Below are 18,746 nucleotides of genomic sequence, written 5' to 3'. Positions count from 1 at the left end.
CACGGCCAGACCCGTGGCGAAATCAGGCCGTCAATTCCGCGTTTTCCTCCATTGAGGCAGAATCGGCAGTAGCCGTTCATACGGGGCGGTGAAGTCGTCGCAAGTCGTCGCATTCGCTTCGAAGGTGCCATGCCTCCCACGCTCGCCTCACTCGTCCGCCACCCCGGTCTCAAGCTGTCCGTCCTCGTGGGCGAGGACCGGCTGGAGACGCCCGTGCGCTGGGCACACGTCAGCGAGCTGGCCGACCCCGTGCCCTATATGGAGGGCGGCGAACTGCTCCTGATCACCGCGATGCAGATCGAGGCCGATGACCCGGAGGAGATGAGCCGCTATGTGCGGCGGCTGGTGGGCGCGGGCGTGGTCGGGCTCGGCTTCGCGCTCGGCGTCAACTACGCCGAGGTGCCGCCCGCGCTCGCCGCGGCGGCCAAGGAGGAGGGGCTGCCGCTGCTCGGCGTGCCCCGCCGCACCCCGTTCATCGCGATCAGCAAGGCCGTCTCCGCGGCGATAGCCGCCGACCAGTACCGCGCCGTGACCGCCGGGTTCGAGGCGCAGCGCGAGCTGACCCGCGCCGCCATCGGCGCCGAGGGGCCCGCCGCTCTGCTGGCCCGGCTCGCCGCCCACGTCGACGGCTGGGCCGCGCTCTATGACGCCTCGGGCGCCGTGGTCGCCGCCGCCCCCGACTGGGCCACCCGCCGCGCCGCCCGGCTCACCGCCGACGTCGCGCGGCTGCGCTCCCGCCCGGGCCCCGCGAGCATCGTGGTCGGCGGGGGCTGCGGGCCGGCCGGGGCCACGGGCGCGGAACCGGCCGAGGACACGGCCGTCGCCGACCGGGTCGAGCTCCAGTCGCTGGGCACCGGCCGCCGTACGCGTGGTGTGCTCGCGGTCGGCACGGGCGCGCCGCTGGGCACCGCCGAGCGCTACGCGGTGCACTCCGCGGTCGCGCTGCTGACCCTGACCACCGAGCGTTCCCGCGCCCTCCAGGAGGCCGAGCAGCGGCTCGGCGCCGCCGTGCTGCGGATGCTGCTCGCGGGCGAGCCCGACCATGCGCGGGCGGTCGCCGGGCGGCTGTACGGCGGGCTGCTGGACGCGCCGTTCCGGATGCTGGTCGCCGAGGTGCCGTCCGGCGGTACGGCCCAGCAGGCCCACGCGGCGCCCTCCGCCGCGGACGAGGCCCTGGCGGAGCCCTCCGCGGAAGCCACAAGCACAAGCACGGGCGCAAGCACCGGCACGGGCACGGCCACGGGCGAAGCCGAGGCGGCCGACCCCCTCGCCACGCTCATCGACACCATGGAGGCGGCCGCGGCCCGCACCGGCGAGTCGGTGCTGGTCGTGCCCGACGGCGAACGGCTCATCGTGCTGGCCCCCGACGGCGGCGCGGCGGTCGAGGCGTGCGCCGAGCACGCCCAGGCCGTCGAGGCCCGCCGGGGTACGAAGGCCCGCCCCCGCGACCGCGCCGCGGTCGCCGCGCCCCGCGGCGACGAGCTCGTCATCGGGCTGTCCGCCCCCGCGGGCCCCATCGCCGCCGCGGCCGCCTACCGCCAGGCGGAGCAGGCGCTGTCCGTGGCGCGCCGCCGAGGACGGATGCTGGTCGAGCACGAGCAGGTGGCGGCGGGTTCCGTACTGCCCCTGCTCGCCGACGACGCCGTCCGGGCGTTCGCCGACGGCATGCTGCGCGCCCTGCACGAGCACGACGCCACCGGCCGGGGCGATCTGGTCGCCTCGCTGCGCGCCTGGCTCTCCCGGCACGGCCAGTGGGACGCGGCCGCCGCCGACCTCGGCGTTCACCGGCACACCCTGCGCTACCGGATGCGCCGCGTCGAGGAGATCCTGGGCCGCTCCCTGGACGACCCGGACGTCCGCATGGAGCTGTGGCTGGCCCTCAAGGCCACGGCCCCGGGCCCGTCGGCCTGAAGCGTCGGCCTGAAGCATGCGCTCGGCCGCCCCTTCGACCGCCCTGCGGCGCCCGCCGCCGCCCCGATCGCCTGGTAGCGGTCACCGCTCCCGGCCACTCCTTCCCGGCCGTCTCGTCGTGGCGTCGCCCCCGACCGCCTTACCGCGGCACTCCTTTCCCGTCACCGCTTTCTCGCCGCCTCGTCGCGGGTCGCCGCTTCCCGGCCGCCGCCCCCCCCCCCCCCTNTGGTAGCGGTCACCGCTCCCGGCCACTCCTTCCCGGCCGTCTCGTCGTGGCGTCGCCCCCGACCGCCTTACCGCGGCACTCCTTTCCCGTCACCGCTTTCTCGCCGCCTCGTCGCGGGTCGCCGCTTCCCGGCCGCCGCCCCCGCCACCCCTTCCCGGTCACCGCCCCAGCCGCCCCACCCCGGTCACCGCCCCCAGCCCCTCCTCCCTCTCGCCCCCTCCCCACCCCGGCACGCCATTGCGGAGCGCCCGCGTGCCCGACTGCTACGCCTCGGACAAACGCCGCGCAGGCGGGGCGCGCCTACGGTGGGAGGAGAGACACCACTTCTGAAGGGTCGGGATCCGCTGTGCCAGACACACACGAAGCTGTCACCCATGCGTTCTGGCTCGCCGGCCGCAAGGCGACGGGCGAGAGCACGCTCGAGGTCACCTCGCCCTGGGACGGCCACCGCGTCGGCGTGGTGAGCGTTCCCACCGATGCGCAGATCGAGGAGGCCGTCGCCGCGGCCGACGCGGTGCGTGAGGAGTTCGCCGCGAGCCCCGCGCACGTCCGGGCCGCCGCGCTGGACCATGTGTCGCGCCGTCTCGCCGAGCGCGGCGAGGAGATCGCCCGGCTGATCTCGGACGAGAACGGCAAGCCGATCAAGTGGGCGCGCGGCGAGGTGGGCCGCGCCGTATCCGTCTTCCGGTTCGCGGCCGAGGAGGCCCGCCGCTTCAACAGCGGTGACGCCCAGCGGCTGGACACCGACGCCGGTGGCACCGGGCGGCTCGCGCTGACCCGCCGCTTCCCGCGCGGCACCGTCCTCGGCATCGCGCCGTTCAACTTCCCGCTGAACCTCAGTGCCCACAAGGTCGCACCGGCGATCGCCGTCGGCACGCCGATCATCCTCAAGCCGGCGCCCGCGACCCCGCTGTCCGCGCTGATCCTCGGCGAGCTGCTGGCCGAGACCGAGCTCCCCGCGGGCTCCTGGAGCGTCCTTACGGTGCCCAACGACCGGATGCCCGCGCTGGTCCAGGACGAGCGGCTGCCGGTCATCTCCTTCACCGGTTCGGAGAAGGTCGGCTACGCGATCAAGGAGTCGGTGCCGCTCAAGCACTGCACGCTGGAGCTCGGCGGCAACGGCGCCGCGGTCGTGCTGTCCGACTACGCCGCCGACGCCGACCTCGACTGGGCGGCCACCCGCATCGGCACCTTCTCCAACTACCAGGGCGGACAGTCCTGCATCTCCGTGCAGCGGGTGATCGCGGACGCGTCCGTCTACGAGGAGCTCGTGCCGAAGATCGTCGCGGCCGTCGAGGCGCAGACCACCGGCGACCCGGCCGATGACGCCACCGATGTCGGCCCGCTGATCAGCGAGGACGCCGCCAAGCGCGTCGAGTCCTGGGTCGAGGAGGCCGTCCGGGCCGGTGCGAAGCTGCTCACCGGCGGCAAGCGCGAGGGCTCGAACTACGCCCCGACCGTGCTCGCGGACGTCCCCGCAGATGTCACCCTCTCCTGCGAGGAGATCTTCGGACCGGTGCTCACCCTGCACAGGGTGGCGGACGAGGACGCGGCGTTCGCGGCCGTCAACGACTCCAAGTACGGCCTCCAGGCGGGCGTCTTCACCCGCGAGGTGCAGACCGCCTTCCGCGCCCACCGCGCGCTGGAGGTCGGCGGCGTGATCATCGGCGATGTGCCCTCGTACCGCGCCGACCAGATGCCGTACGGCGGCGCCAAGAGGTCCGGCGTCGGCCGCGAGGGCGTGCGGTACGCGATGGAGGACTACACCTACGAGCGGGTCATGGTCCTCACCGGCCTCGACCTCTGACCCACCCCCTCACGGGAAAGCAAGGGGTTGACCCGTCCCGGCAGCTCCGGACCCTCAACCGGAGAAGCCGAGACGGGCCAGTCTCAGGCCGCCGCCGCGCAGCGTGATGTGCAGGTCCCGCACGCCGGCCGGCGGCGTGGGCAGGGCGGCGCGGACGGTGGTGTAGGCGTAGCGGCCGCCGGTGGGCGGGATGGTGACGGTGGCCAGGGTGGTGCCGTCGGCGAGGTGCACCTCGACCGTCGCGTCGTTCCCCGCCCCAGCGGCATCGTCCTCCGCCCCCGCGGTGTCGTTCCCCGCCCCGGCGTCGTCGTTCCCCGCCCCAGCGGTCTCGTACGCGGCCTCGACCGTCATCGACGTAACCCCCGCGCCGAAGTCGCAGGCGCGGAAGAGCAGCCGGCCGACCGCGTCGTCACGGCAGGCCACCGCGTCCCCGCGGACCTTGGCGCGGTCCACCAGCACGATCCCGTCCGCCGCGTCGTAGTCCGCGGCCTCCAGACCGCGCCGCGGCACGGGGCGCGGTGCGGGCGGCGGGCCCTCGACGGTCACGGTGGCGGTGGCGCGCAGGTCCGCGCTGGACGCGCCCGCGTGGATCTCGTACGCCCCCGGGTCGACGGTCCAGCGGCCGTGCGCCACGTCCCAGAAGCCCAGCGCGTCCTCGACCGGCACGGTGAAGAACAGCCGCGCCCGCTCGCCCCGGCGCAGCCACACCCTGCGGTGGGCGATGAGCCGGCGGTGCGGCAGCGGGACCCGCGACCCGGGGGCGCTCGCGTAGATCTGCACCACCTCGTCGCCGTCGCACGGACCGGAGTTGGTGACCTCGCACTCCACGGTCAGGTCCGTCTCCCGGCGCACCGTCAGCTCGCCGTAGGCGAAGGCGGTGTACGAGAGGCCGTGCCCGAAGGGGAAGAGCGGGGCGCCGTCGAAGTACAGATAGGTGGCGCGCGAGGCGATGATGTCGTAGTCGAGCGGATCGGGCAGATCGTGGTCGGACGCGTACCAGGTCTGCGGCAGCCGCCCCGCCGGTGAGACGTCCCCGAACAGCACCCGGGCCAGCGCCGTGCCCGCCGCCTGGCCGCCGTGCGCCGTCCACAGCAGCGCGGGCAGCGCATCGGCCGCCTCCGCGACCGCGTACGGATAGCTCGAGGTCAGCACCAGCGCGGTCCGCGGATTGGCGGCGTGGGCCGCGCGCCACAGCCGCTGCTGCTGGGCGGGCAGGGCGAGGGTGGTGCGGTCCTCGGTCTCCCGGCCGCCGATGTGCGGGTCGTTGCCCGCCACGACCACCACGGCGTCCGCCCGCGCGGCGGCGCGTGCCACCGCGTCCTCGCCGCGCTCGACGACCTCCAGCCGGAAGGCGGTCCCGGTCCGCTCCTCGCCGCCGTCACGTTCGGCAACCTTCAGCGCGCCCGCGGCGACACAGACGTAGCCACCCGTCCCCAGGTGCCTGAGGAGGTGTCCGTCGGGGTGCGCTTCGAGCGTGAACGTCTCCTGGACCACCCAGCCCCCGGGCTGCTCCGCCGCCGCGCGGACGAAGCCGTCCTCGGCCACGGTCAGATAGCGGCCGGAGGGCGCGCGCAGGGTGAGCACCCCGCCGCCCCAGTCGGCCAGGGACAGATCGGTGGGCGTGTCGCCGACGGTCAGCGGCGGCAGATCGGTACGGCCCGCCGCATGCGCCGGGTTGAGCGTGCCCGCCGCCTCCGCCGGACCCTCCCCCTCCGCCGCCTCTGCCGGACCCCTCCCCTCCGCCGCCGCGTCCGGCACCCGTATCCAACCGGCCGCCGTGCGCAGCCGTACGGTGTCCAGGCCGTCCGCGAACACCACCCGGTCGGCGCCGAGCCGCTCGGCCAGCGCCTCGCGCGGCGAGCTGCGGCGGATCAGGCTGCCGCTGTACCAGTCCAGCTTGCATTCGTCGGCGAGCGGACCGACGACGGCGAGGGTGCGGACGGCGCTTTCGGAGAGCGGCAGCAGACCGTCGTTGGTGAGCAGGACGACGGCCTGTTCGGCGGCCTCCAGGGCGAGCGCGCGATGGGCGGGGGTGTCGAAGGCACCGTCGCATTCCCTTGGTTGCCCGCCGGGATCGTCGAACTCGCCCAGCGCACACCGCATCGCGAGCAGCCGCCGCACCGCCGTGTCCACCGTGGAGGCGTCGATCAGCCCGCGTTCCAGCGCGCCCCGCACCCGCGCGAGCGTCTTCGACGCGTCCTGGTCGTGGTCGGTGAAGCTGTCCACCCCCGCCCGCAGGGCCGCCGCGATCGCCTCCTCGTGGGTGTCGAAGTAGTGCTCGGAGTCGACCAGATTGGACGGCGCGCCCGCGTCGGAGCAGACCACCAGCTCCTGGTCGGTCCAGGTGCGCAAGTGCTCGCGCAGATACGGGGAGACGTGGTTGGGCCGCCCGTTGACCAGGTTGTACGCGGGCATCACCCCCGCCACCGCGCCCGCCCGCACCGCCCCGCGGAAGGCCGCCAGATCGTATTCGTGCAGGACACGCGGCCGCACCGAGGAGGAGGTGGTGTCCCGGTCGGTCTCGTTGTTGTGCGCCAGCCAGTGCTTGAGGACGGGCGCGGTGCGCCAGCGCTCGGGGTGGTCGCCGCGCAGCCCGCGGGTGTAGGCCGTGGCCAGGGCCGAGGTGAGGTACGGATCCTCGGCGTACCCCTCCTCGTTGCGGCCCCAGCGCGGATCGCGCAGCAGGTTCACCGTCGGCGACCACACGTTGAGGCCCACCCGCGGATCGCGTGCGCGCATGGCCCGTGCCTCGCGGCCGACCGCCTCGCCGACGCGCCGCACCAGCTCCGGGTTCCAGGTCGCGCCGAGCCCGACGGCCTGGGGGAAGACGGTCGCGGGGCCCATCCAGGCGACGCCGTGCAGCGCCTCCTGCCCGGTGCGGAAGGGCGCGAGGCCGAGCCGTTCCACCCCGGGCGCGTACTGGTGGAGCATCGCGATCCGCTCATCGAGCGTGAGCCGGGCCAGCAGATCCTCGACGCGCGTGCGCACCGGCAGCCGTGGATCGCGGAAGGGCGGATCCGGAGAGGGCTGATCGCGAAAGGGCGGACGCGTGATCAGATCACCGTCATCGCTCACGGATACGGCCCCTCTTCCTCAGCTCGTGCACCGATTTCTCCGGCTCGTGCACCAACTTCCCCAGCCCCTGACGTCGAAGCGATGTCGAAGCCACGTCGAAGCCACGTCGATTCGACATCGATTCGAAGCGCTTCGATGCTGGGCGCACCATGCCCACCCTGTCAAGGCTCCGCGGAAGCCCAACCCATCGGCATCTTGCGCCACCACTCTTGCGCGACCCCACCCCCCGCCTTAACCTCAGCGCAATATCGAAGCGCTTCGACCAATCTTCGACCACTCTCGGCCAATTCGACCATCGGTCGTACGGCGGGCACGCCACGAAGGGTTGACGCAATGCCGAACTCCCAGGCTTCGGCCTCCACTTCCCCTCCCAGCCGGAGAACCTTCCTGGCCTCCACGGCGGTTGCCGCGGCGGCCGTCGCGGGAGGGGTTCCGCTGCTCACCGGCTGCTCCACCGAGGAGGGCTCCGGCAAGGGCGGCACCACCTCCGGCAAGGAGCTGAAGAACCTGCTGCCGACCTATGTCGCCTCGAAGGTGGCGGACCCCGACATCCCCAGCGTCAACGGCTCCAGCCCCGGCTACACCAAGGCCCCGCCCGCCGCCGAACTGGTCGACTCCGTGAAGGGCAAGCCCGGCCACGGTGGCAGTTACACGATGTTCGAACCGCTCTGGGGCACCCCGCCGCCCAAGAACAACGCCTACTACAAGGCGGTCAACGACGCGCTCGGCGCCACGGTCAAGTTCCAGCCCCAGGACGGCAACACCTACGGCGAGAAGCTCGGCGCCGTCCTCGCCTCCGGCGACATCGCCGATATCGTGATGATCCCGCTCTGGGAGATGGGCGGGCGGATCCATGGCGCGGTCAGCGCCAAATTCGCCGATCTCGGCCCCTATCTCTCCGGCGACAAGGTCAAGAAATATCCGAACCTCGCCGCCATTCCCACCGCCGCCTGGCAGATGTCCGTCTTCGGCGGCAAGCTCCGCGGGCTGCCGATGCCCTCCCGTCCGCTCAACGGCGTCATTCCGTACTACCGCGAGGACATCTTCACCAAGGAGGGCTATCACGTCCCCAAGAGCCCGGCGGAATTCCTCTCCCTGGCCAAGGAGATCACCCGGCCCAAGAGCAAGGTGTGGGCCTGTGACGACATGTGGTGGTCGGCACAGCGGTTCTTCGGCTGCCCAGGGGAGAAGCCGTACTACTGGATCGAGAAGAACGGCAAGCTGGTCCACAAGGTCGAGACCGAGAACTACCTCGAGGCCCTTGAATGGTGCCGCAAGCTCTTCGCCGGGGGCTATGTCCACCCCGACGCGGTCGCGGGCAAGGCCAATGACGCGCTGACCCGCTTCACCTCCGGGCAGACCCTCTTCTACAACGACGGCGACGCCAAGTGGTACGGCGCCACCTTCGAACAGGCCGGTCCCAACCCCGACTTCAAGATTCAGGGAATGGACTACTTCGGCCCCGACGGCGGCGATCCCGTGATCTACCTCGACCCGCCCGCCCAGATCTGGTCGTTCCTCAACAAGAACCTCTCCAAGGACCAGATCGAGGAAATCCTCGCCCTCGCGAACTTCATCGCCGCGCCCTTCGGCACCAAGGAACAGCGCCTCATCGACTACGGCGTCGAAGGTGTGCACCACGACATGGAGAAGGGCGTCCCGGTCAAGAACGCCAAGGGCATCAAGGAGGTCCAGGACACCTATCGCTTCATCGTCTCCCCGCAGGCGAGCGTCGCCTATCCGGACTTCCCGCAGATGGTCGAGGACTACTGCGGTTGGATGCAGCGGATGGGCAAGTTCGCCAGGAAGCCGCTCTTCTACGGAATGCAGATCCAGGAGCCCAATCGGTACGCCTCGCTCTACACGCCGTTCGAGGACCTCGCCAAGGACGTCACCCGCGGCCGTAAGTCGATCAAGGACGCCCAGCGGGCCATCAGCGACTGGCGCAGCGGTGGTGGCGACCGGCTCCGCGACTGGTACGCGGGGCTCCTCGACGAGAACGGCAGCGGCGCCTGATGGCCGAGCCGGCCCGGGGCGCCCTGGCGGATCGGGGCACCCCGGCGGGGCGCGGTGCCCCGGCGGACCCCGCCACCCCGCCGGGCCCCGGCACCCCGACCGCCCACACCGGATGGTGGCACCGGTTGCGCCGCGACCGCACCCTGCTGCTGATGGTCGCCCCCGCCGTCGGCCTGCTCCTGCTCTTCACCTACGTGCCGCTGCTGTGGACCACCGTCGCCTTTAAGGACTACGACCCGTTCACCCAGGGGCTGTGGAGCAGCCCCTGGGTGGGCCTCGACAACTTCACGCTCCTCTTCGAGGACAGCCGCTTCTGGGACGCCTTCGCCAATACCCTCTCCATCACCTTCATCCAGCTGGTGCTCTTCTTCCCGGTGCCCATCGCGCTGGCGCTGCTGCTCAACAGCGTGCTCAGCGACAAGGTCCGCGGCCTGGTCCAGTCGATCCTGTACCTGCCGCACTTCTTCTCCTGGGTGCTGGTGATCACGATCTTCCAGCAGATGCTCGGCGGCGCCGGACTGCTGGCCCAGCAGCTGCGCGCCCACGGCCACGAGGGCTTCGACCTGATGACCGACCCGGGTGTCTTCAAGTTCCTGATCACCGCCCAGCTGGTGTGGAAGGACGCGGGCTGGGGCGTGATCGTCTTCCTGGCCGCGCTCTCGGCCGTCAACCAGGACCTCTACGAGGCCGCGGCCGTGGACGGCGCGAACCGCCGGCGCCGGATGTGGCACGTCACGCTGCCGGCGCTGCGCCCCGTGATCGCCCTGCTGCTGGTGCTGCGCGTCGGCGACTCGCTGACCGTCGGCTTCGAGCAGATCCTGCTCCAGCGCGACGCGGTGGGGCCCGGCGCCTCGGAGGTCTTCGACACCTATGTGTGGTGGGTCGGCATCGCCAACACCGACTACGGGATCGCCGCCGCCGGCGGTCTGATCAAGGGCGCCTTCAGCCTGGTGCTGGTGCTGATCGCCAACAAAGTCGCCCATATGCTCGGCGAGCAGGGGGTTTACCGGAAATGACCGTGACCGAACGGACCGGCGCCGGCGGGCGCCGGCACGGCACCGCGGCCCCGACCGGCACCCCGGCCCCGCCCCCGCGGCGGCGCCGCGACGAGCGGCGCCCGGTGTGGGAGGAGGAGCCCGGCAGGGTCGGCCAGGGGCTCAAGGGGGCCACCCTGGTCGGGGTGTGTCTGGCGATCCTCGGCCCGCTGTGGGTGGTGATCGTCACCAGCCTCTCCGACCAGAGGACCATCACCGACGCCGGGGGACTGGTGATCGTCCCCAAGACGATCACCTTCCGGGCCTATACCGAGCTGCTGAGCGGCGGCACGGTCACCCGGGCGACCCTCGTCAGCCTCGCGCTCACCGCCGTGGGCACCGTGATCAGCACCGTCGTCTCGGTCCTGTGCGCCTACGGCCTGTCCCGCCCGGGGTCCTTCCTGCACCGGCCGATCCTGATGGTGCTGCTGGTCACCATGTTCTTCAACGCCGGTCTCATCCCCACGTATCTGCTGGTCACCGGCGTCGGCCTGGAGGGCAGCTACTGGTCGATGATCCTGCCCGGGGCCGTCTCGGTCTTCAACGTCCTGGTGCTGCGGGCGTTCTTCCAGAACATCGCGCCCGAGCTGATCGACAGCGCCCGGATCGACGGCGCGGGGGACTGGCGGATCCTGTTCCGCATCGTGCTGCCGCTGTCGAAGGCCGTGATCGCGGTGGTCTCGCTCTTCTACGCGGTCGGCTACTGGAGCCAGTGGTTCAACGCCATGCTCTACCTCAACGACCAGGACATGTGGCCGCTCCAGATGATCCTGCGCCAGCTGGTGATCAAGCAGCAGGCGCCGCAGGGCATGTCCCAGATGATCTCCACCCAGCAGATCCCCGGACTGGCCGTGCAGATGGCCGTCATGGTGCTCGCGCTGATCCCCGTCGCGGTGCTCTACCCCTTCGTCCAGAAGCACTTCACCAAGGGCATGCTCACCGGCGCCGTCAAGGGCTGACGCCGGTTGCCCCGTACCCAGCCGACCCGAGACGGGAGCCGGTATGCCCGACCTGAACGACGCCACCCGCGGCCGCGTCCTCTACGGCGGCGACTACAACCCCGAGCAGTGGCCCGAGAGCGTCTGGCACGACGACATCCGGCTGATGCGCCGGGCGGGCGTCACCACCGTCACCGTCGGCGTCTTCTCCTGGGCCCGGCTCGAACCCCGCCCCGGCGCACGGGACTTCGACTCGCTCACCGCCGAGGGCGCCTGGCTGGGCGCGTTCCACGGCACCCTCTGGTCCGAGGACCTGGAGCCGTCCACTGCCGAACCGGTCGCCCGGAACAACGGGGGTGAGCTCGACGGCCGCCCCGCCGTCACCCGTAACGCCTACGGCGCCGGCACCGCCTGGTACGTCTCCCCCCTCCCCGAACCCGCCGCGCTGGGCGCGCTGCTCGGCCGCGCCGCCGAGGAGGCGGGGCTGGCCCCCGTGCTGCCCGGCCTCCCCGAGGGCGTCGAGGCGGTGCGGCGCGCCCGTACCTCTTCCTGCTCAACCACGGCCGTACCCCGGCGGTCGTACCCCTCCCGTCCGCGCGGACGGATCTGCTCACCGGGCGCGCGCACCACACCAGCGTCCGGCTGGACCGCTTCGCGGTCATGGTCCCGGCTCCGCCCGAATCCCCCGGCTGAAAGGGAAGGTCCCGTGCAACGAGCCGCTCGAACGCTCTTCCTCACCCCGCTGAACGCGTTACTCGCGCTGATCGGCTTCGCCGCCGCCTCCGCCCAGGCCGCCACCTGGTCCTCCTCGGACCAGTGGGGCACCTGGTCCAACGGCGGCTACACCCTCTACAACAACATCTGGGGCTCCGGCGCCGGATCCCAGACCATCTGGGCCAACTCCTCCAGCGACTGGGGAGTGTGGGCCAACCACCCGAACACCGGCGGCATCAAGTCCTACCCCAACGCCAAGAAGGTCGTCGGCAAGAAGATCAGCGCCATTTCCACGCTGACCAGCACCTACAACGTCACCGTGCCGTCCTCGGGCGCGTACAACACCTCGTACGACATCTGGGACTCCAACGACGACTACGAGATCATGCTGTGGGTCAACAAGACCGGCCCGGTCGGCCCGCTCGGCACCGCCCAGGGCAATGTCACCCTCGGCGGCCACACCTGGAGCGTCTACAAGGGCAGCAACGGGGCCAATGAGGTCTTCTCCTTCATCCGCACCTCGAACTCCACCTCCGGCTCCGTGGACATCAAGCCCATCGTGAACTGGATCAAGAACACCAAGGGCTGGTTCGGCGATGTGACCATCGGCGACGTCCAGTTCGGCTATGAGATCACCTCCTCGGCCGGAGGGCTGGACTTCCGCACCAACGGCTTCGGGGTGAGCGCGAGCTGACCCCCGGCTACCGCCGCCGCCCACCCACGCGGCGGCGGTACGCCACCGGCCCGGCGAGGGCGCGTCAGGCCGTGCCGGGCGCCGGGCCCGAGCTGGCCCGTACGGTCAGCTCCGGGGCGAGCAGGGTCACCTGCTCCTCGGGGGCGCCGCCCTCCAGCTTCGCCACCGCCAGCTCCACGGCCCGCCGCCCCATCTCGTCCGCGGGGATGGCCACCGAGGTGAGCCGCACCGACGCCTGGGTGGCCACCTGCTCGGGGCATATGGCGACCACCGAGACGTCCTCGGGCACCGCGCGGCCCTGCCGGCGCAACAGGCTGAGCAGCGGATCGATGGCCGCCTCGTTCTGCACCACGAAGCCGGTGGTGCCGGGGCGCTCGTCGAAGATCCGGGAGAGGGTGCCGTCCATGGACTCGTAGCTGCCCTCGCACGGCCGGTGCAGCAGCCGCACCCCCAGCTCGGCGGCGCGGCGGCGCAGCCCCTCCAGGGTCCGTTCGGCGAAGCCGGTGTGGCGCTCGTAGACGGCCGGGGCCTCGCCCACGACGGCGATGTCCCGGTGGCCGAGGTCCGCCAGATGCTCGGCGCACAGCGCACCGGTTGCGGTGAAGTCCAGATCGACGCAGGTCAGGCCGACGGTGTCGGCGGGCAGCCCGATCAGTACGGTGGGCTGGCGGGCCGCGTGCAGCAGCGGCAGCCGCTCGTCCTCCAGCTCCACATCCATCACGATCATGGCGTCGGCGAGCCCGCTGCCGGTCACCCGGCGCACCGCCGCCGGGCCCTCCTCGCCGGTGAGCAGCAGGACGTCATAGCCGTGGGAGCGGGCGGTGGTGGCGACCGCGATGGCGATCTCCATCATCACCGGCACGTACATGTCCGTCCGCAGTGGCACCATGAGCGCGAGGATGTTGGAGCGGCTGCTGGCCAGGGCGCGGGCTCCGGCGTTGGGGTGGTAGCCGAGCTCCTTGATGCTGTGCTCGACGCGCTCGCGCGTGGGAGCGGAGATCGACCGCTTGCCGCTGAGGACGTAGCTCACCGTGCTGGCGGAGACTCCGGCGTGGCGGGCGACCTCGGCGAGGGTGACCATGCGGGGGACTCCATCCGGGGGGTTGTGCGTGAAGCGCTTCGACGCATGGCCGAGCTCTGCTGCCTGGCCATACGGATTGACATTAAACCCGCAGCGCAGAGGCTGTCCAGAGGCTATCGAAGCGCTTCAACGCCACATCCATGTCCCCCGAGGCCCCCTGCCGGGCCCGCCGCCGCGGCGATCCTCCCCGAACCTCCGGATCCCGGCGTCCTCCCGCTTTGCCGTCCCGTCGGACCGGATGCACACTGGCAGCGGTACGTGCCGGTAATGTCACGAGATCGTCGCGGCAAAGGGAGCACCGATGACCGCATCCTCCGTCAGGCCGGTGTCCGAGCGTGAAGCGCGCCAGGTCGCCGAGGCCGCACGCGAACAGGTATGGCACAAGCCCAGCTTCGCCAAGGAGCTCTTCCTCGGCCGCTTCCGACTCGATCTGATCCATCCCCACCCCGCCCCCGCCCCGGACGACGTCCGCCGGGGTGAGGCCTTCCTGGCCAAGCTCCAGGAGTTCTGCGAGACGCGGGTCGACGCCGCCCGGATCGAGCGCGAGGCGCAGATCCCCGACGAGACCATCAAGGGGCTCAAGGAGCTCGGCGCGCTCGGCATGAAGATCGACACCAAGTACGGGGGCCTCGGCCTCACCCAGGTCTACTACAACAAGGCCCTCGCCATGGCCGGCTCCGTCAGCCCGGCGATCGGCGCCCTGCTCTCCGCCCATCAGTCCATCGGCGTACCGCAGCCGCTGAAGCTCTTCGGCACCCAGGAGCAGAAGGACCGCTACCTGCCGCGCTGCGCCCGCACCGACATCTCGGCCTTCCTGCTCACCGAGCCGGACGTGGGCTCCGACCCGGCCCGGCTCGCCACCACCGCCGTGCCCGACGGCGACGACTACCTCCTGGACGGCGTCAAGCTGTGGACCACCAACGGCGTGGTCGCCGACCTGCTGGTGGTGATGGCCAGGGTGCCGCGCTCCGAGGGCCACAAGGGCGGCATCACCGCCTTCGTCGTGGAGACCGCCTCCGAGGGCGTCACCGTCGAGAACCGCAACGCCTTCATGGGGCTGCGCGGCCTGGAGAACGGCGTCACCCGCTTCCACCGGGTCCGCGTCCCGGCCGCCAACCGGATCGGCCCCGAGGGCGCCGGCCTCAAGATCGCGCTGACCACGCTCAACACCGGACGGCTGTCGCTGCCCGCGATGTGCGCGGGCGCCGGGAAGTGGAGTCTGAAGATCGCCCGCGAATGGTCCGCCGCCCGTGAGCAGTGGGGGAAGCCCATCGCCAAGCACGAGGCCGTCGGCGCCAAGATCTCCTTCATCGCGGCGACCACCTTCGCCCTGGAGGCCGTCATCGACCTCGCCTCCCAGATGGCCGACGAGGACCGCAACGACATCCGCATCGAGGCGGCGCTCGCCAAGCTCTACGGCAGCGAGATGGCCTGGCTGATGGCCGACGAACTGGTCCAGATCCGCGGCGGCCGGGGCTATGAGACCGCGGCCTCGCTGGCCGCCCGCGGGGAGCGGGCCGTCCCCGCCGAGCAGATGCTCCGCGATCTGCGCATCAACCGGATCTTCGAGGGCTCGACCGAGATCATGCACCTCCTCATCGCCCGCGAGGCGGTGGACGCCCATCTGTCGGTCGCGGGCGATCTCATCGACCCCGACAAGTCCCTCCAGGACAAGGGCAAGGCGGCCGCCAAGGCCGGTGGCTTCTACGCCCGCTGGCTGCCAGGGCTGTTCGCCGGCCCCGGCCAACTGCCCCGCGCCTACCCGGAGTTCAACCCTGCGGGCCATCCGGACCTCTCCCCGCACCTGCGCTATGTGGAGCGCTCGGCGCGCAAGCTGGCCCGCTCCACGTTCTACGCCATGTCCCGCTGGCAGGGCCGGATGGAGACCAAACAGGGCTTCCTCAGCCGGATCGTCGACATCGGTGCGGAGCTGTTCGCGATGAGCGCGGCCTGCGTACGGGCCGAGATGCTGCGCTCCCGCGGCGACCACGGCGTCGCGGCCTACCAGCTGGCCGACGCGTTCTGCCGGCAGGCCAGGATCCGCGCCGACGAGCTCTTCGGGCGGCTGTGGACCAACACCGACGAGCTCGACCGCAAGGTGGTCTCCGGGGTGCTCTCGGGGGCGTACGAATGGCTCGAGCACGGTGTGATCGACCCCAGCGGCGACGGCCCCTGGATCGCCGACGCCACCCCCGGCCCGACCGCGAAGCGGAACGTCCACCGCCCCATCCACTGAGGAGCCGGACGGAGCCGGAAGGAGCCGCCGGGAAGCCGCCGGAGCACGTGCAGAGAGGCCCCTGGGGTCCGCGATCACTGGATCCCAGGGCTTGTCACCGAGCCGTCATCCCTTGCCCCCACAATGGGGGGATGACGGAATCCCTGGCTGACCCGCATCTGCGCGTTCCAGCGGCCACCGCCGCGGCGAGCGTGCGCGACATCGTGATCCTGGGCTCCACCGGTTCGATCGGCACCCAGGCCATCGACGTGGTGCTGCGCAACCCCGACCGCTTCCGCGTGACCGGCCTGTCCGCCGCCGGGGGACGGGCCGGGCTCCTCGCCGAGCAGGCCCACCGGCTGCGGGTGGACAGGGTCGCGGTCGCCCGGTCCGAGGCGGTGGCCGAGGTGCGCCAGGCGCTGAGCGCGCGCTACGGCGCCGGTGAGCCGCTTCCCGAGATCCTGGCGGGGCCCGACGCGGCCACCGAGCTCGCCCGCTCCCAGTGCCACACCGTGCTCAACGGCATCACCGGTTCCATCGGCCTGGCGCCCACCCTGGCCGCCCTGGAGGCGGGCCGGGTGCTGGCGCTGGCCAACAAGGAGTCGCTGATTGTCGGCGGCCCCCTGGTGCGCGCCCTCGCCAAGCCCGGCCAGATCGTCCCCGTGGACTCCGAGCACTCCGCGCTGTTCCAGGCGCTGCTCGGCGGCGCCCGCGAGGAGGTCCGCAAGCTGGTCGTCACCGCCTCCGGAGGTCCGTTCCGCGGCTGGACGAAGCGGGAGCTGGCCGAGGTCACCCCCGAGCAGGCGCTGGCCCACCCCACGTGGGACATGGGCCCGGTGATCACCATCAACTCCGCGACCCTCGTCAACAAGGGCCTGGAGGTCATCGAGGCTCATCTGCTCTACGACATTCCCTTCGAGCGGATTGAGGTGGTGGTCCACCCTCAGTCGTATATCCACTCGATGGTTGAATTCACCGATGGCTCGACGCTCGCCCAGGCGAGCCCGCCCGATATGCGGATGCCCATCGCGCTCGGTCTCGGCTGGCCCGAGCGGGTGCCGGACGCCGCGCCCGGCTGCGACTGGACCAAGGCCCACACCTGGGAGTTCTTCCCCCTGGACACCGAGGCGTTCCCCTCCGTCGGCCTCGCCCGCCACGTCGGCGGCCTCGGCGGCACCGCCCCGGCCGTCTTCAACGCGGCGAACGAGGAGTGCGTGGACGCCTTCCTTGACGGAAAGCTGCCCTTCAACGGAATCGTCGATACGGTCGCCGAGGTGGTGGCCGAGCACGGCACCCCGGCCGAGGGAACCCGGCTCACCGTCGCGGACGTCCTCGAGGCCGAGACATGGGCCCGCGCCCGCGCAACGGAACTGGCCGCCAGAGCGGCGAAGGCGACCCCGGAGGCTCGCGCATGACGACACTGATGACGGTCCTCGGCATAGTGGTGTTCGCCGTCGGCCTGCTGATCTCCATCGCCTGGCATGAGCTCGGCCACCTCTCCACGGCCAAGCTCTTCGGCATCCGGGTGCCGCAGTACATGGTCGGCTTCGGGCCGACGATCTTCTCCCGGAAGAAGGGCGAGACCGAGTACGGCATCAAGGCGGTCCCGCTGGGCGGCTACATCCGCATGATCGGGATGTTCCCGCCGGGCGACGACGGAAAGATCACCGCGCGCTCCACCTCACCGTGGCGCGGCATGATCGAGGACGCCCGGTCGGCCGCCTTCGAGGAGCTTCAGCCGGGCGACGAGAAGCGCCTGTTCTACACGCGCAAGCCGTGGAAGCGCGTGATCGTCATGTTCGCCGGGCCCTTCATGAACCTGGTCCTCGCGGTGGCGATCTTCCTCGGGGTGATGATGAGCTTCGGCGTCAACACCCAGACCACCAGTGTGGGCACGGTCTCCCAGTGCGTGGTCCCGGCCTCGGCCTCCACCGACAAGTGCCCCAAGAGCGCCAAGGACTCCCCGGCCAAGGCCGCGGGGCTGCAGCCCCGGGACAAGATCGTCGCCTTCAACGGCCACCGCACCCCGGACTGGGGCACCCTCCAGCAGGACATCCGCGAGACCACCGGCCCCGCCACGATCACCGTCGAGCGGGACGGCGTCCGCAAGACCCTGCACGCCAACCTCATAAAGAACCAGGTCGCCAAGTCCGACGGGAACGGCGGCTATGTGGAGGGCGAGTTCGTCACCGCCGGCTTCCTCGGCTTCACCCCGGCCAACGGCGTGGTCCAGCAGTCCTTCGGGCAGTCCGTGGACCGTATGGGCAACATGGTCGAGGACGGCATCGACTCCATGCTCGCCCTGCCCTCCAAGATCCCGGACCTGTGGAACGCGGCCTTCGGGGACGGCGAGCGCAAGGCGGACTCCCCGATGGGCGTCGTGGGCGCGGCCCGGGTCGGCGGCGAGGTCGCCAACCTCGACATCCCGCCCTCCCAGCGGATCGCGACCATGCTCTTCCTGGTCGCCGGGTTCAACCTCTCGCTGTTCCTGTTCAACATGCTGCCGCTGCTGCCGCTGGACGGCGGCCACATCGCGGGCGCGGTCTGGGAGGCCATCCGGCGCCACACCGCCCGGCTGGTCCGGCGGCCCGACCCGGGGCCGTTCGACGTGGCGAAGATGATGCCGGTCGCCTATGTGATCGCCGGAGTTTTCATCTGCTTCACGCTGCTCGTCCTGGTGGCGGACGTGGTGAACCCCGTGAAAATCTCCTGATGACGCGATATGTCCTGAAGTTCACCTTTGGGTGGACTTCAGGAGCGCGGTGTGCTGAAGCCATGGCCAGTGCCGTAATCTCGGAGATCGAAGTCCGCTGATCTCCGGCCACGCACACACCTTGGGGTTACGAACCAGATGACTGCGATCTCGCTAGGAATGCCGTCCGTACCGGCCAGGCTCGCCGAGCGCAGGGTCAGCCGGAAGATCCAGGTCGGGTCGGTGGCGGTGGGTGGCGACGCGCCGATCTCGGTGCAGTCGATGACGACGACGGTGACGGCGGACATCGGCGCGACGTTGCAGCAGATCGCGGAGTTGACGG

At 71.4% G+C, this 18,746-nt stretch carries 12 protein-coding genes and 2 pseudogenes; 12 read left to right on the top strand and 2 right to left on the bottom strand.

The window, feature by feature from the left end:
- Nucleotides 1-129: 129 nt before the first annotated feature.
- Both IEJ02_RS44520 and IEJ02_RS44515 read left to right on the top strand, forming a co-directional pair.
- The gene (locus IEJ02_RS44520; RefSeq protein WP_191070006.1) at nt 130-1,911 is read left to right on the top strand and encodes a PucR family transcriptional regulator; all 1,782 of its coding nucleotides are present in this window, start codon (nt 130-132) and stop codon (nt 1,909-1,911) included.
- Nucleotides 1,912-2,483: 572 nt separating this feature from the next.
- Nucleotides 2,484-3,944, top strand: coding sequence for an aldehyde dehydrogenase family protein (locus tag IEJ02_RS44515; protein WP_191070005.1), 1,461 nt, complete (start codon nt 2,484-2,486; stop codon nt 3,942-3,944).
- Between the two features lie 54 nt (nt 3,945-3,998).
- Here the strand turns inward: IEJ02_RS44515 and IEJ02_RS44510 are convergent, their stop codons facing one another.
- Nucleotides 3,999-7,019 carry a glycoside hydrolase family 3 C-terminal domain-containing protein gene (locus IEJ02_RS44510; protein ID WP_498067130.1) on the bottom strand — a complete coding sequence of 1,007 codons (3,021 nt, stop codon included), beginning with the start codon at nt 7,017-7,019 and terminating at the stop codon, nt 3,999-4,001.
- Nucleotides 7,020-7,352: 333 nt separating this feature from the next.
- Between IEJ02_RS44510 and IEJ02_RS44505 the strand changes: the two genes are divergently transcribed.
- The 6 genes and pseudogenes from IEJ02_RS44505 (at nt 7,353) to IEJ02_RS44480 (ending at nt 12,415) form a co-directional block, all read left to right on the top strand.
- Nucleotides 7,353-9,035 carry an extracellular solute-binding protein gene (locus IEJ02_RS44505; RefSeq protein WP_191070004.1) on the top strand — a complete coding sequence of 561 codons (1,683 nt, stop codon included), beginning with the start codon at nt 7,353-7,355 and terminating at the stop codon, nt 9,033-9,035.
- Nucleotides 9,035-10,051: an ABC transporter permease gene (locus IEJ02_RS44500; RefSeq protein WP_191070003.1), complete on the top strand. Its 1,017-nt coding sequence runs from the start codon at nt 9,035-9,037 to the stop codon at nt 10,049-10,051. Before IEJ02_RS44505 ends, IEJ02_RS44500 begins: the two co-directional genes overlap by 1 nt.
- On the top strand, nt 10,048-11,028 hold the full coding sequence (locus IEJ02_RS44495; RefSeq protein WP_191070002.1) for a carbohydrate ABC transporter permease: 981 nt from the start codon (nt 10,048-10,050) through the stop codon (nt 11,026-11,028). Before IEJ02_RS44500 ends, IEJ02_RS44495 begins: the two co-directional genes overlap by 4 nt.
- 43 nt (nt 11,029-11,071) lie before the next feature.
- Nucleotides 11,072-11,257: pseudogene (locus IEJ02_RS51250) on the top strand (beta-galactosidase); the annotation flags it as partial.
- A gap of 27 nt (nt 11,258-11,284) precedes the next feature.
- Nucleotides 11,285-11,434: pseudogene (locus IEJ02_RS51245) on the top strand (beta-galactosidase trimerization domain-containing protein); the annotation flags it as partial.
- 279 nt (nt 11,435-11,713) lie between these two features.
- On the top strand, nt 11,714-12,415 hold the full coding sequence (locus tag IEJ02_RS44480; protein ID WP_191070001.1) for a glycoside hydrolase family 12 protein: 702 nt from the start codon (nt 11,714-11,716) through the stop codon (nt 12,413-12,415).
- Between the two features lie 64 nt (nt 12,416-12,479).
- Here the strand turns inward: IEJ02_RS44480 and IEJ02_RS44475 are convergent, their stop codons facing one another.
- The gene (locus IEJ02_RS44475; RefSeq protein ID WP_191070000.1) at nt 12,480-13,496 is read right to left on the bottom strand and encodes a LacI family DNA-binding transcriptional regulator; all 1,017 of its coding nucleotides are present in this window, start codon (nt 13,494-13,496) and stop codon (nt 12,480-12,482) included.
- A 301-nt stretch (nt 13,497-13,797) separates the two neighbouring features.
- On the opposite strand from IEJ02_RS44475, the gene IEJ02_RS44470 reads away from it, so the two are divergent.
- The 4 genes from IEJ02_RS44470 to IEJ02_RS44455 form a co-directional block, all read left to right on the top strand.
- Nucleotides 13,798-15,732, top strand: coding sequence for an acyl-CoA dehydrogenase family protein (locus IEJ02_RS44470; RefSeq protein WP_191069999.1), 1,935 nt, complete (start codon nt 13,798-13,800; stop codon nt 15,730-15,732).
- A 131-nt stretch (nt 15,733-15,863) separates the two neighbouring features.
- On the top strand, nt 15,864-17,126 hold the full coding sequence (dxr, locus tag IEJ02_RS44465; protein ID WP_191069998.1) for a 1-deoxy-D-xylulose-5-phosphate reductoisomerase: 1,263 nt from the start codon (nt 15,864-15,866) through the stop codon (nt 17,124-17,126).
- The gene (locus IEJ02_RS44460; protein ID WP_191069997.1) at nt 17,123-18,424 is read left to right on the top strand and encodes a M50 family metallopeptidase; all 1,302 of its coding nucleotides are present in this window, start codon (nt 17,123-17,125) and stop codon (nt 18,422-18,424) included. The genes dxr and IEJ02_RS44460 overlap by 4 nt, the downstream gene beginning before the upstream one ends.
- A gap of 138 nt (nt 18,425-18,562) precedes the next feature.
- Nucleotides 18,563-18,746 (top strand): flavodoxin-dependent (E)-4-hydroxy-3-methylbut-2-enyl-diphosphate synthase (locus IEJ02_RS44455; RefSeq protein WP_191069996.1); only part of this gene is annotated, 184 nt, incomplete at its 3' end.

The organism is Streptomyces sp. 5-10, assembly GCF_014712245.1.
Taxonomy (GTDB): Bacteria; Actinomycetota; Actinomycetes; order Streptomycetales; family Streptomycetaceae; genus Streptomyces; species Streptomyces violaceusniger.
The sequence above is the reverse complement of the archived record's forward strand: the minus strand, read 5'-3'. Positions and strand labels throughout refer to the sequence as shown.

Excerpts from the sequence above, each read along its gene's own strand:
- IEJ02_RS44505 (WP_191070004.1), top strand. The coding sequence starts at position 7,353 with ATGCCGAACTCCCAGGCTTCGGCCTCCACTTCCCCTCCCAGCCGGAGA.
- IEJ02_RS44520 (WP_191070006.1), top strand. The coding sequence starts at position 130 with ATGCCTCCCACGCTCGCCTCACTCGTCCGCCACCCCGGTCTCAAGCTG.
- IEJ02_RS44460 (WP_191069997.1), top strand. The coding sequence starts at position 17,123 with ATGACGACACTGATGACGGTCCTCGGCATAGTGGTGTTCGCCGTCGGC.
- dxr (WP_191069998.1), top strand. The coding sequence starts at position 15,864 with ATGACGGAATCCCTGGCTGACCCGCATCTGCGCGTTCCAGCGGCCACC.
- IEJ02_RS44475 (WP_191070000.1), bottom strand. The coding sequence starts at position 13,496 with ATGGTCACCCTCGCCGAGGTCGCCCGCCACGCCGGAGTCTCCGCCAGC.
- IEJ02_RS44495 (WP_191070002.1), top strand. The coding sequence starts at position 10,048 with ATGACCGTGACCGAACGGACCGGCGCCGGCGGGCGCCGGCACGGCACC.
- IEJ02_RS44470 (WP_191069999.1), top strand. The coding sequence starts at position 13,798 with ATGACCGCATCCTCCGTCAGGCCGGTGTCCGAGCGTGAAGCGCGCCAG.
- IEJ02_RS44500 (WP_191070003.1), top strand. The coding sequence starts at position 9,035 with ATGGCCGAGCCGGCCCGGGGCGCCCTGGCGGATCGGGGCACCCCGGCG.